Origin of the sequence: Amycolatopsis rubida (assembly GCF_900115345.1) — a bacterium.
Classification (GTDB): Bacteria; Actinomycetota; Actinomycetes; order Mycobacteriales; family Pseudonocardiaceae; genus Amycolatopsis; species Amycolatopsis rubida.
Genome location: NZ_FOWC01000001.1, coordinates 1027908 through 1040481, shown reverse-complemented (window position 1 = coordinate 1040481; position 12574 = coordinate 1027908). Strand labels below are relative to the sequence as shown.

The 12574-nt window shown below is 70.2% G+C and carries 11 protein-coding genes; 8 read left to right on the top strand and 3 right to left on the bottom strand.

What is annotated here, in order from left to right; genetic code table 11:
• Positions 1-3 precede the first annotated feature (3 nt).
• Positions 4-1548, bottom strand: coding sequence for a dynamin family protein (locus BM362_RS05095; RefSeq protein WP_067577728.1), 1545 nt, complete (start codon positions 1546-1548; stop codon positions 4-6).
• A gap of 151 nt (positions 1549-1699) precedes the next feature.
• Between BM362_RS05095 and BM362_RS05090 the strand changes: the two genes are divergently transcribed.
• The 8 genes from BM362_RS05090 to trmB all read left to right on the top strand — a co-directional run bounded on the left by BM362_RS05090 (position 1700) and on the right by trmB (position 8713).
• Entirely contained in the window at positions 1700-2908 is a 1209-nt protein-coding gene (locus BM362_RS05090) for a sensor histidine kinase (protein WP_420867543.1), read from the top strand.
• Positions 2905-3561, top strand: a complete 657-nt coding sequence (locus tag BM362_RS05085; protein ID WP_067577732.1) for a response regulator — start codon at positions 2905-2907, stop codon at positions 3559-3561. The genes BM362_RS05090 and BM362_RS05085 overlap by 4 nt, the downstream gene beginning before the upstream one ends.
• A gap of 204 nt (positions 3562-3765) precedes the next feature.
• Positions 3766-4701 carry an ABC transporter ATP-binding protein gene (locus BM362_RS05080; protein ID WP_067577734.1) on the top strand — a complete coding sequence of 312 codons (936 nt, stop codon included), beginning with the start codon at positions 3766-3768 and terminating at the stop codon, positions 4699-4701.
• A gap of 28 nt (positions 4702-4729) precedes the next feature.
• On the top strand, positions 4730-5470 hold the full coding sequence (locus BM362_RS05075; RefSeq protein WP_067577736.1) for an ABC transporter permease: 741 nt from the start codon (positions 4730-4732) through the stop codon (positions 5468-5470).
• Positions 5471-5626: 156 nt separating this feature from the next.
• Complete coding sequence (locus BM362_RS05070; protein WP_093572328.1) at positions 5627-6535, top strand: ABC transporter ATP-binding protein; 909 nt, start codon at positions 5627-5629, stop codon at positions 6533-6535.
• Positions 6532-7275, top strand: coding sequence for an ABC transporter permease (locus BM362_RS05065; protein ID WP_067577740.1), 744 nt, complete (start codon positions 6532-6534; stop codon positions 7273-7275). Before BM362_RS05070 ends, BM362_RS05065 begins: the two co-directional genes overlap by 4 nt.
• A 215-nt stretch (positions 7276-7490) precedes the next feature.
• A complete protein-coding gene (locus BM362_RS05060; protein WP_198545199.1) occupies positions 7491-7985 on the top strand; it encodes a hypothetical protein in 495 nt (164 codons plus the stop codon).
• A 20-nt stretch (positions 7986-8005) separates the two neighbouring features.
• Complete coding sequence (gene trmB, locus BM362_RS05055; RefSeq protein ID WP_093572327.1) at positions 8006-8713, top strand: tRNA (guanosine(46)-N7)-methyltransferase TrmB; 708 nt, start codon at positions 8006-8008, stop codon at positions 8711-8713.
• A gap of 768 nt (positions 8714-9481) precedes the next feature.
• On the opposite strand, the gene BM362_RS05050 is transcribed toward trmB, so the two are convergent.
• Complete coding sequence (locus BM362_RS05050; RefSeq protein WP_067578186.1) at positions 9482-11752, bottom strand: FtsX-like permease family protein; 2271 nt, start codon at positions 11750-11752, stop codon at positions 9482-9484.
• On the bottom strand, positions 11749-12444 hold the full coding sequence (locus BM362_RS05045) for an ABC transporter ATP-binding protein (RefSeq protein WP_067578189.1): 696 nt from the start codon (positions 12442-12444) through the stop codon (positions 11749-11751). Before BM362_RS05045 ends, BM362_RS05050 begins: the two co-directional genes overlap by 4 nt.
• Between the last annotated feature and the right edge of the window lie 130 nt (positions 12445-12574).

Here is a 12574-nt window from a genome sequence, read left to right as displayed (position 1 = left end):
TGTTTACTGTTCGCGGATCTGTTGCCAGATCAGGAAATAGGCACGGTGCACGACGTGGGCCACGCGGCTTTGCGCCGGAGTCGCGCCGAAAGACGCGAAAGAACGCCACCAGCCGGCGCGTTCCAGCGCGTGCGCCGCCAGCTCCGGGCGCGGGGCGCCGGGAAGGCCGAGCTGCGCGCCGATGTCGGCGTTGCTGCCGACCCGAAGCACCTCTTCCGCCAGGTCTTCCGGCATCTCGACCGCGCCAGACGCGACGAGCGTCAACGCTTCCAGCAACCGCAGCTGATGCGCTTCCGGGCGGGCCAGCAGCACCTCGATCGCGTCGTGCACGCGCTGCCGTTCGCCCGGGTCGCCGGACGCGTGCGCCAGCGCGGTCACCGATGCCAGCGCGGCCGCCGCCTTGATCCCGTCCGCGCGCGCGGCGAAGACGATCGACAGCCGCCGCCGGACCGCGTCGAGTCCGGAGATGTCGAGGAGCTTGCGCCGCAACGCTCCCGCGGTGATCTCCGGTTCCGCGCGGATCGCCTCGACCGCACAGCGGATTCCGAAGAGATCGAGGTTCTCCAGCAGCCGCAACCGGATTCCGGTCGGGACGTCGCACTCCCAGCTGGTGAAGATGTCGGCCGCGATGAGCATGGTTTCGAGGACGTCGTCGTCGAGTGCGGCGAGCTGGCCGAGCGCTTCGGCGTCGGCGGAGGTGAACCCGCCGGACTCGGCCGATTCGGCGATCAGGCCGATCACCGGCAGCACGTCCGCCACCCGCGGCTTCAGCGTCGCGGCCTGCTTCTCGGCGAGCAGTTGCGCGGCTTTCCAGACGTCTCCGCCGGAGCCTTCGACAGTTTCCGCGACGACCGTGTCCGCTTTGTTCAACACGGCGATCGCGTTGACCGGTCCCGCGTCCCGGCTCGCGGTCGCGGCGGTGAACGCGGCCAGCGCCTGCTGATCGTCCGCGCGCACGCCCTGGGTCACCACGTACAGCACGGCCTCCGCGCCCGCGACGGCGTTGCGCGAGGTGTCGTCGAGGTCGTCGGAACCTTCGTCCTGCTCGGCCGCGCCCAGCAGCTGCTCGGTCCGCGACACCGACGCGGCGTCCAGCGAGCCGAGACCGGGGGTGTCGATCACCGTCATGTCCTGCAGCACGGCGTTGGTGAGGTAGGCCTCAAGGTGCGAGACCTCGGAGATGTCGACGCCGAGCTCGGCCGGGATCGACCCGTCCGCGGCGAACGGCAGCACCTGCTTGCGGCCGTCGAGGAACACCACCTCGACCCGGTCGACAGTGCCGTACTGGAACCGCGTGACCAGCCGCGTGCACTCGCCGACGTCGGTGGGCGCGACCAGCCGCCCGATCAACGCGTTGACCAGCGTCGACTTACCCGATTTGATCCGGCCGGCGACCGCGACCTGCAGCGGCGCGCCGAGCCGCCGCAGCACCTCGGCGAACCCGGCGGCGGTGCGCGGGGACACCTGGGACCGCAGCCGGTGGCACAGCTGCGCCACCGACGCGGACAGTGGGCCGGCGAGTCGCCCCCGTTCCGCCGCTGCCGTCACCGCCCCGGCCCCCTTCCGGCTCGTTCGCTCACCCGAGCAGGAATCGTCGCATGCCGGTCATCCTTCGGTCGCACCGAAGGTGCTACCCGCGACCGACGCGGCCGCCCGCGCCGCGACCTACTGTTGAGTCGTGCGACGGCTCAGCCTCTGGATGCGTGCTCACCCGATGGTCGGGGACTCGCTGCTCGCGGTGCTGCTCGCGGCGTTCGACATTCTCGTGTTCGCCGCCGGCGGCCTCGATCCCGACGCTCCCGGCCCGTCCTGGTACATCGCGGTCCCGATCGACATCGCCGTCGTCGCGCCGCTGGTGTTCCGCCGCAAACGGCCGGTGCTCGCCGCGTACGCCGTCTACGTCGTTTCGTACGCACACAGCGCACTGGACCTCGGAGTGTCCGGCCTGGTCGCGCTCGCGATCAGCCTCTACTCGGTCCAGGTCTACGTCGGCCGGAAGCAGGGCCTGCTCTACGGCGGCGCGTTCGTGGTGGCCATGGCCGTCGCCGCGATCGTCAAACCCGAACCGTCGGTGGCCGCGCAACTGCTGTTCAGCGCCTTCACCATCGCCTTCTGCTGGCTGCTCGGCGAATTCATGTACGCCCGCCGCGCCTACCAGCGCGAACTGGAGGCCCGGTTGCATCTGCTGGAGACCGAACGCGACCAGGCCGCGCGCATCGCGGTGGCCGAGGAACGCGGCCGGATCGCCAGGGAACTGCACGACGTGGTGGCGCACTCGGTGAGCGTGATGGTCGTGCAGGCCGACGGCGCGGCGCTCGCCCTGAAATCCAATCCGGAGCTGGCCGGACGCGCGCTCGGGACGATCTCCGAAACCGGCCGCGGCGCGCTGGGCGAACTGCGCCGGCTGCTCGACGTGTTACGGGGCGACCGCGGCGACGACGAACCGCGGGTGCCGCAGCCGGACGCGACCGCGCTGGGCGACCTCGCCCAGCGGATGCGCGCCGCCGGCGTCCCGGTCGACCTCGCCCTCGGCGACGGACTGGACGACCTGCCCGCCGGGGTGTCGCTCGGGATCTACCGGATCGTCCAGGAATCGCTCACCAACACGCTCAAGCACGCCGGGGCCGGGGCGAGCGCCGCGGTCCGGGTGCACCGGACCGGCGACCAGATCGAGGTGCTCGTGCGCGACGACGGCGCGGGCCGGGCGCGGCGGCTCGAACAGGTCGGCGCGAACGGGGCGACGGGAACGGCCCGCCAGCCGGCGCCCCGGCTGTCGGTCGCGGGCGGGAACGGGCTGATCGGGATGCGGGAGCGGGCGCACGTGTACGGCGGGACACTGGAGGTGGGCCCCGCCGCCGGCGGTGGCTGGCAGGTGCGAGCGGTGCTGCCGGTTAGGTTGAACTCGTGATCCGAGTGGTGGTCGTCGACGACCAGGAACTGATGCGCGTCGGGTTCCGGATGGTGCTGGGCGCGCAGGCCGACATCGACGTGGTCGGCGAGGCGGGCGACGGCGCGCAAGCCGTGCGGATGGCCGCCGAACTGCGGCCCGACGTCGTGCTGATGGACGTGCGGATGCCGGTGCTCGACGGCGTCGAGGCGACGAAACAGATCGTCGCGGCGGGCACCGCGCGGGTGCTCGTGATGACCACCTTCGACCTCGACGAGTACGTCTACGCCGCGCTGCAGGGCGGCGCGTCCGGCTTCCTGCTCAAGGACACCCAGCCGGACTACCTGGTGTCCGCGCTGCGTTCGGTCGCCGACGGCGACGCGGTGATGTCGCCCTCGGTCACGCGCAGGCTGCTCGACCGGTTCGTCGGCTCCGGCGGTTCGGAAATGCGTGATCCGGCCGAACTCGACGTGCTGACCGACCGTGAACGCGAAGTGCTCGTGCTGATCGCGAAAGGCATGTCGAACGTCGAGATCGCCGAGACGTTGTTCCTTTCCGAGGCTACGGTGAAAACACACGTCGGGCGGATCCTGTCCAAGCTCGACCTGCGCGACCGCGTACAGGCGGTCGTCCTCGCGTACGAGACCGGGCTCACCCGGCCGGGGATCGGCTGAAGCGTCCGATTCGGACACTGTCCACACCGGACCGTGCGGGCAAAGTTCAGGGTCGGCTCAGGGGCATCCCCCATCGCGCTCCACCCTGCGACACGATTGAGTACTACTCAGGTCGGGTAGCCAGTTCGATCCACAGGATGACGCGAAAACGGCCGCGCTGAGACAGGATGAATTCCGTCAGCACCGCCGTAGAGGGAGCAGGGGATGATCGAGGCAACAGGTCTCACCAAGCGGTACGGGAACACGCTCGCGGTGAACAACCTGTCGTTCAGCGTGGCCGCGGGGAAAGTCACCGGATTCCTCGGCCCGAACGGCGCCGGCAAGTCCACCACGATGCGCATGATCCTCGGACTGGACAACCCGACCGGGGGCCAGGTCCGGATCGGCGGGAAGCTGTATCGCGACCTGAAGGAACCGCTGCGCACGGTCGGCGCGCTGCTCGACGCGAAATGGGTGCACCCCAACCGCTCGGCCCGCGCGCACCTGCAGTGGATGGCCCGGTCCAACCGGATTCCGGCGGCGCGGGTGGACGAGGTGCTCGACACCGTCGGCCTCACCAGCGTCGCGGGCAAGCGGGCGGGCGGGTTCTCGCTCGGCATGTCGCAGCGGCTGGGGATCGCCGCCGCGCTGCTCGGCGACCCGGAGGTGCTGCTGTTCGACGAGCCGGTGAACGGCCTCGACCCGGAGGGCATCCTCTGGATCCGGAAGTTCATGCAGCGCCTCGCCGCCGAGGGCCGGACCGTGTTCGTGTCGAGCCACCTGCTTTCGGAGATGGCGCTCACCGCGACCGACCTCGTGGTCATCGGCAAGGGCCAGCTGATCGCGCAGTCCACCACGGAGGAATTCGTGGCGCGGGCCGCGGAGAACACCGTGAAGGTGCGCTCGCCGCAGCTTCCGGCGCTGCGCCAGCAGCTGATCTCCGCCAGCGCTCAGGTCGCCGATGCCGGCGAAGCACTCATCGTGTCCGGAATGGACAGTGCGAAGATCGGCGAGATCGCCGCTTCGGCGAACCTCGTGCTGCACGAGCTGAGCCCGCAGACCGGCTCGCTCGAACAAGCCTTCATGCAGATCACCGGCGACTCCGTCGAGTACCACACCGGGCTCGAAGCAGAGGCGCAGCAGGCCGCGGCCATCCGCTGACCACACTCTCGTTGGGAAGAGATAACTCATGACTTTGCTCGCGGTCGAACGCATCAAGCTCCTCACCACCCGGTCGCCGTGGTGGTGCGCCGTCATCGCACTGGCCCTCACCGTCGGATTCGCCGGTCTCATCGCCGCCTCGCTCCCGAGCGGGGAATCGCTGTCGGTCGCCAACACCCAGGCCGGACACCAGTTCGGCATCGCGGTGATCATGGTGCTGGCGGCGCTGGCGGTCACCACCGAATACCGCTTCGGCACGATCCGCACGACGTTCCAGGCGGTGCCGAAGCGGGGCAGCGTGCTCGTCGCGAAGGCCACCATCGTCGCGCTGCTGTCGTTCGTGATCGGCGAGATCGGCGCCTTCGCCTCGTGGGGCCTCGGCTACGCGATCCGCCCGTCGGACGAGACCGCGCTGAGTTCCTCCGCGGACTGGATCCATGTCGCGGGCGTCGGACTGGTGTTCGCCTTCGCCGCGGTCATCGCGGTCGCGGTCGGCACGCTGATCCGGCACAGCGCGGGTGCGCTTTCGCTGCTGCTGATCTACGTGCTGGCGGTGGAAAACCTCGTGCAGCTGATCCCGACTGTCGGACCGAAGATCCACGAGTGGCTGCCGTTCACGGTCGCGGAGCGGTTCCTCGGCAGCAGTTCCGGCGGACCGGGCGCGGCGGACGCGGCGCTGTCGCAGTGGGGCTCGCTGGCCTACTTCGCCGGCGTGGCCGTGGTGCTGCTGGCCATCGCGATCGGCGTCGCGAAGAAGCGCGACGCGTAAAGACCCACAGGGTGTTCGGGCGAGTCAGGCGGGGGCCGGCGGAGCCGAACAAGGGGAAAAAAGGGGAAAAGGGGAACAAGATCCGGGTCGCCATTCGGGGGGCGGCCCGGATCTTTTCGTTTCGGTAGAGTTCGGTGCCACGAGAAGGGGGGCGGCGTGCTCGAAGCGACTGGACTCACCAAGTCCTACGGCGACACCGTCGCGGTGCGGGACCTGACATTCACCGCGCGAGCCGGTCGCGTCACCGGGTTCCTCGGCCCGAACGGGGCGGGCAAATCCACCACGATGCGGCTGCTGCTCGGGCTCGACGCGCCTACCGCGGGCACCGCGCACATCGAGGGCAAGCCGTACCGGCAGCTGTCCGATCCGCTGCGCACGGTCGGCGCGCTGCTCGACGCGACGTGGCGGCATCCGGGCCGCTCCGCCCGCCAGCATCTGCGGTTCCTCGCCGCGACGAACGGGCTGCCGGATCGGCGTGCCGACGAGGTGCTGGAGCTCGTCGGGCTGTCCGCGGTGGCCCGCAAACGCGCGGGCACCTTCTCGCTCGGCATGCTGCAGCGACTCGGCATCGCGAGCGCGCTGCTCGGCGACCCGCGCGTGCTGTTGTTCGACGAACCGGTCAACGGGCTCGACCCGGAGGGCGTGCACTGGGTGCGCCAGCTGCTGCACGGGCTCGCCGCGGAAGGCCGCACGGTGTTCGTGTCGAGCCATCTGCTGCCGGAAATGGAGCAGACCGCGCAGGATCTCGTGGTGATCGGCCGCGGCCAGCTGATCTACCAGGGCACGATGGCCGATTTCGTGGACCGCGCCGGCTCGCGCGGGGTCCGGGTGCGCACACCGCACGCCAACGCGCTGCGAACCGCGCTCACCGAAGCGCGCGCGGTTTTCACCGAGGATTCCGGTGCGTTCCTGGTGTCCGAAATGGACAGTGACGCGATCGGCGAACTCGCTTTCGCCGCGCGCGCCACGCTGCACGAGCTGAGCCCGCTGGCCGGTTCGCTCGAGCACGCCTACCTCGAATTGACCGGCCAGGCGGCCGAATTCACCAGTGGAGGTGCGCGGTGAATCTGCTGCGGGCGGAACGCATCAAACTTTTCAGCACTCGCGCGCCCTGGTGGTGCGCGCTGATCGCGGTGGCCGCGCCGATCGCGTTCACCGCGTTGTTCCTCGGACTTTCCGGGGCCGAAATCACCGCCGACGTGAGCAATACCCAGCTCGCCACGAGCACCGGCCGCACGGTCGCGCTGGTGCTCGCGGTGCTCGCCGCGACGGCCGACTTCAGCTGGGGCACGCTGCGGCTCACCTTCCAGGCGGTGCCGACGCGGACGCCCGCGCTGCTCGCCAAGGGCACCGTTGTGCTCGCGGTCTGCGCGGTGCTCGGCCTGCTCGCCGGCGTCGGCTCGTGGGGGCTGGCGCATCTCGTGCGCCCGGACGCCGACCTCGGCCTGCACTCGGGGGCGGACTGGCGCATCGTGTTCGGCCAGATCCTGACCTTCGCGCTGACCGGACTGCTCGGCGTCGGCGTCGGCCTGCTGCTGCGCAGTTCCGCGCTGGCACTGGCGATCGTGCTCGTGTGGACCCAGCTGGTCGAGGGCCTGGTGCTGCTGATTCCCAAGATCGGCGGCGATCTTTACCAGTGGATGCCGTTCTACGCGGCCTCGCAGTTCGCCGGTGGCGATTTCACCAGGACGACACTGAAACTGTCGCCTCCTTTCGGGCCGTGGGGTTATCTCGCGTATTTCGCGGCGATCAGCGTGGTGTTGTTCGCCGCGGGCGTGGCGACCGCGAATCGGCGGGACGCCTGACCTGCACGTGCACATTCCCGATTGCCCGGCAGGCATTCGGATTAACTTCACGTAAACCGGTGTGGCTTCTCTCACAGGGAGCGGACATACTGTCGGAAACCCACGGATATTCACAGCAGAGCCCCGTCTCAGCTCTCCGGAGGTGAACCGTGACGGTGGACGTTGATCAACTCGTTTCCCGCGACGCTGCGGTACCAACCCCTCGGCTCGAACCGATGCTGGACCTCGAATGGTCCCAGGCGATCGAGCTGCCCCGGTTCGCGCTGCCCGCGACCCGGCCCGCCGAACTGCGCCAGGCGTGGGTGCATCGCGCACCCGAGGACGCGGTGCTCGGGCTGTACCGGCGGACGAGCGGAGCCGACGACGCACTGCCCGCGCCGTGGTGGCTGCGCGCGGTCGCGAGCGGACGGCTCGAATCGCGCGAACTCGGCTTCCGCATCGAGGACCGGGTAGCGCAGCTGCTGGGCAAGCGGATGGGCTGGGAGTTCGTCCCGTGGGCGGCCGACGGCGAATCCGGGTACTGGGAGTTCATGCCGTCCGAACGCGGCAAGTCCGGCCATTCCATCCCGACCACCGTGCTGAACACCGACCGGCACGACGGCTGGATCGACGTGTTGCCCGCGCATTCCGCCCGCGCACCGGAGCCGGTGGCGGTCGCCGGACTCGCCGGGCTGCGCTCCCGGCTCGGGGAGTTCGAAGCGGTCCGCTGACCCGCCCGTATGTTGTCCGGGTGGAAAACGAGGACCAGCCACGGCTGCGCAGCGTGGTCAGCTACGTCAAACGCGGCGGACGGATGACCGTCGGCCAGCAGCGAGCCTGGGAGGAACACTGGCCGCGACTCGGCCGGACGGTGTCGGAGCTGCCTTCCGGGCCAGTCGACTTCACGGCATGGTTCGGCCGCGAAGCGCCGGTGATGCTGGAGATCGGTTCCGGCATGGGCGAGACGACCTCGCAGCTGGCCGCCGCCGCGCCGGAGCTGAACTACGTGGCCGTCGAGGTGTACGACCCCGGGCTCGGGCAGCTCATGCTGCGTGCGGAGAAGCTCGGAGTGACGAACCTGCGACTCATGCACGGTGACGCGGTGGTCCTGCTGACGTCGCATGTCCCGCCCGGGACGCTGTCTGGTGTGCGGCTGTTTTTCCCGGACCCGTGGCCGAAGAAACGGCACCACAAGCGGCGGATCGTGCAGCCGGAGTTCGTGGCTTTGATCGCGTCGCGGCTTGCTCCCGGCGGGACGTTCCATATGGCGACGGACTGGGAGCACTACGCGGAGCAGATGCTCGAGGTGTGCTCGGCGGAGCCTGCGCTGCGGAACCGGTACGCCGACGAGCCTGGCGGCTGGGCGCCCCGGCCCGAGTGGCGGCCGGTGACGAAGTTCGAGCAACGGGCGGACCGGGAGGGACGGGTTTCGCACGATTTGATCTTCGAGAAACGCTGAGCCCGCCCGTGGGGCGAGGGCTGGCGTCGGCTGGGTCTTCGGCTGGACGCGGGCTGGGGCTGGCTGGGGTCTTGGCTGGGGTCTTGGCTGGGGTCTTGGCTGGAGCTGGCTGGTCCTGAAGCGGTGGGGCGAAGGTGGCCGAGCGGGGCGGGGCTGGCGAGCGTCGGCGATGTTGTGAAGCACGCGAGAGCAGCGAAGCTGGCGAAGCGGCGGAACGCGCCGGGTTGGCGAAGCAGCGAGGCTGGCAAGCGCCCACGGTGTCGCGAAGTGCGCGAGAGTGACGAAGCAGGCCAAGCGGGTGACGCGGCGAAGCACGCGAGGCTGCCGAACATCCACGGTGTCGCGAACCACGCGAGGCTGCCGAACGCCCACGATGTCGCGAAGCACGCGAGAGCGGCAAAGCAGGCCAAGCGGGTGACGCGGCGAAGCACGCGAGGCTGCCGAACATCCACGGTGTCGCGAACCACGCGAGGCTGGCGAATCGGGCGGAACGCGCAGCGTTGACGAAGCGGCGAAGCGGGTCGAGCTGGCGAAGCTGGGGAAACTGGCAAACGTCCGCGGTGTGGTGAAGCGCCCGAAGCAGCGAAGCAGGCGTAGGCAATGCGGCAGGCGAAGCAGCGAAGCAGGCATGCGGCAGGCGAAGCCAGCCCAGCAGGCGAAGCAGCCGAAAGCGACGAAGGGCCGTCACCGGGTTCCCATCCCCGGCAACGGCCCTTCGCTTCCTTCACCCCCGGTGCCGCCCCTCCCCCGACGAGGGGCGGCCGCCAGCTATTCGTCGGCCAGTGGTTCCGCCTGCACTCGCTTCAGCGCGGGCGTGCAGACCGACGCGCCGAGCAGGGCGACCCCGATCCCCAGCACCACCGGCGCGGCGATCCATGGGCTGAACACGACCGATCCCCGTTCCATCGTCGCCATGAACAGGCCGAGTCCGACCGCTACGCCGACCACACCGGCACCGATGGTCGCCACCAGCGCGGGCAGTGCGGCTTCCATCCGAAGCGCACGGGACAGCACGCGTACCGGGGTGCCCGCCGCCATCAGGGCACCGAACGTCCGGCGTCGGTCCATGACCGAGCCCGCGGTCGCGACCGCCGCGCTGCAGCCGGCGAGGATGCCTGCTGCGATGAGGCCGATCACGGTGACCCGGCGCAGGTCGCTGAGCTGCACTTGCTGTCCGTAAAGGTACTGCTCGCGGCTGCCGATTTCCGCCCCGACCGCGTTGGGCGCCAGTGCGGTCCGCACGATCTCGCGGTTGGTCTCGGCGGTCGGCACGACCAGGGTGACCTGGCTCGCTTTGACCCCGGCCGGCACCGCGGACGGGTCGATCACGTATTCGCCGAAGCTGTTGAGCCGTTCCGGGTGGTACGTCCCCGGGTTGACCGCGCCGAGCGGGGTGCCGGTGTTGTCCTCGCCGCCGTACCGCGCGATCCGCAGGTTGTTCGTGTCCAGCTGGTACGGGGCGTACAGCCCGACGCCGGGCTTGCAGTCCTGCTGGGTGATCCCGAGCCGGGTCAGCTTGGCGGCATCAGTGCAAGTCATGACGTACGCGCGCTGCATCGACCGGTAGTTCCCCTCGCCCTGCATCACGTAGACGCTGGACACCGGGATGACGCGTTCGGACAGTCCCGCCTTCGTGAGCGTGGCGTTGGTCCGCTCGGTCGCTTCGGGGGCGCGGTCCGGGGTGACGTCGACGTACAGCGCCGAGTCCACGTATTGGCGTCCGCCGCCGGCGAGGGATTCGATCGACGGCAACAGGGTGAGTGCCATCGATCCGGTGAACACCGCGAGCACGATCCCGGCCGAGGCCCGGTAAGAGCCCTTCGGGTCGTTGCGCAGCCGGCGTCCGGCCAGCAGTGACGACGGCCGTCGCCAGATCCGCACGAACGTGCCGCCGACCGCCGAGGTCACCCACGGTCCGACCACCATCGCCGAAGCGACCACCAGCAGCAGGCCGAACAGCACCAGGTTGCCGCTGCCGCCGCTGCGTGCGCCGAAAACGGTGTAGAAGAAGAACAATCCGGCCGCGGGCAGCGCGAGCAGCCGCCACCAGCGCAACGGCTTGACGGCGTGCCCGCCGGTCGCGAACAGCGGCGTGCGCACGACCCGGCGCAGGCCGAGCACGCCGGCGAGCACCACGAGCAGCGGGACCAGCAGCACGGCGAGCACGGTCAGTCCCACCGGAAGTGCGAAGTCCGACGCCAGCCAGGTTCCGCCGTCCCACGGCACGAACGTGGCCAAGCCGCGCAGCGCCGGGCTCAGCAAGAGGCCGAGCAAGGCGCCGACGCCCGCCGACAATCCGGTTTCGGCGGCGACCATCGCGGTCACCTGACCAGGGGTCGCACCGGCTAGCCGGATCGCGGCGAGCCGTTGTTCGCGGCGGGCGGCGGTGAGCCGGGCCGACGACGCGACGAGCACCAGGCTCGGCACGAGCAGCACGATGATGCCGACCCAGGACAGCACCGTCAGCAGGCCGTCCGGATGTCCCTGCCCGTTCGGGAAGGCCGCGGCCGGGAAAGCGTCCTGGCCAGGCTGGTCCGTGTGCCCGTACGGCCGCATCTCCTGCGGGCTGTGTCCGACGAGCGCGACGAGCTGCTCCGGGTACCGCAGCGCCTCGTCGCCGAACGCGGCGACCGGTTTGCCGAAACGGTTCCCGAGCTGGTCGGCCGGAGTCGCGTTGAGCAGTTTCCCGAGCGCGGGCGACACGATCGTCTCGCCAGGACCGGGCAGCTGCGGGATGCCCGGGGGCAGCCGCAGCGAGTCGGCCGGGCCGGTGACCGCGATGTCGACGCGGGCGACCTGCTTGCCGTCGAAGTAGTCCTTGGACGAGTTGACCAGCAGGGCGTTCTGCTGGCCGGAGTCGTAACGGCCGCTGCTCTGCCACAGCGCCCGCTGCTCACGTGCCTGAGTGGCGTACGGCAGGGTCGCCAGCAGCAGGACGAGCCCGGTCGCGACGGCGACGCCGACCGCGGTGAGGATCGCCGAGGTGCGGGTCCGCCGGTCGCCGCGCAGCACCCGCAGGGCGAGCTGGAACGGGTTCATGCCGCGAGCCTCGTCGCGATCAGGCCGTCGCGGATCGCCACGGTGCGCGGCATCGATTCGGCGAGTTCCCGGTCGTGGGTCACCACGAGCACCGCGGCTCCGGACGCCTGCGCGGCGGCCAGCAGCGCGTCCATCGTCTCGCGGCCGGTGCGGGTGTCGAGCGCGCCGGTCGGTTCGTCGGCGAAGATCACCTTCGGCCGGTGGGTGAGCGCGCGGGCGATCGCCACGCGCTGCGCCTCGCCGCCGGAAAGCTCTCCGGGACGGCGCGCTTCCTTGCCGGACAGCCCGAGTTTGCCGAGCCATTCCCGCGCCGCGGCAAGGGCTTCGCCACGAGTTCCGCCGGCCAGCAGCGACGGAAGTGCGACATTCTCCTCGGCGGTCAGCTCGGACACGAGCATTCCGGACTGGAAGACGAAACCGAATTCGGTGCGCCGCAGTTCGCTGCGCCGCTTTTCGCCGAACTGGTCGATCCGCTGTCCCTGCAACCAGATTTCGCCGCTGTCGGCACGCAGGATGCCCGCCAGCACGTGCAGCAGCGAGGTCTTGCCGGAGCCGGACGGGCCGACGATGGCGATCGCCTCGCCCGGCTGGACGTCGATGTCGATTCCGGCCAGCGCGTGCTGCTGTCCGTAGCGCTTCACCAGCCCGCGCCCCGACAACACCGGTCCGGCACTCCACTGTGGATTCGTCATCCGCCAGCTCTCTCCCTGTCTCCGTCATTCGTCTTCGACTGCGACGGAAGGCAGCTTCGCGGATCCGAGCGGGTGTCCACTTCGGGCAGACGGCCGGTACCGGCGAGCCCGCCATCGGCCGATCGGCCGA

Excerpts from the sequence above, each read along its gene's own strand:
- BM362_RS05090 (WP_420867543.1), top strand. The coding sequence starts at position 1,700 with ATGCGTGCTCACCCGATGGTCGGGGACTCGCTGCTCGCGGTGCTGCTC.
- BM362_RS05080 (WP_067577734.1), top strand. The coding sequence starts at position 3,766 with ATGATCGAGGCAACAGGTCTCACCAAGCGGTACGGGAACACGCTCGCG.
- BM362_RS05075 (WP_067577736.1), top strand. The coding sequence starts at position 4,730 with ATGACTTTGCTCGCGGTCGAACGCATCAAGCTCCTCACCACCCGGTCG.
- BM362_RS05060 (WP_198545199.1), top strand. The coding sequence starts at position 7,491 with ATGCTGGACCTCGAATGGTCCCAGGCGATCGAGCTGCCCCGGTTCGCG.
- BM362_RS05050 (WP_067578186.1), bottom strand. The coding sequence starts at position 11,752 with ATGAACCCGTTCCAGCTCGCCCTGCGGGTGCTGCGCGGCGACCGGCGG.
- BM362_RS05045 (WP_067578189.1), bottom strand. The coding sequence starts at position 12,444 with ATGACGAATCCACAGTGGAGTGCCGGACCGGTGTTGTCGGGGCGCGGG.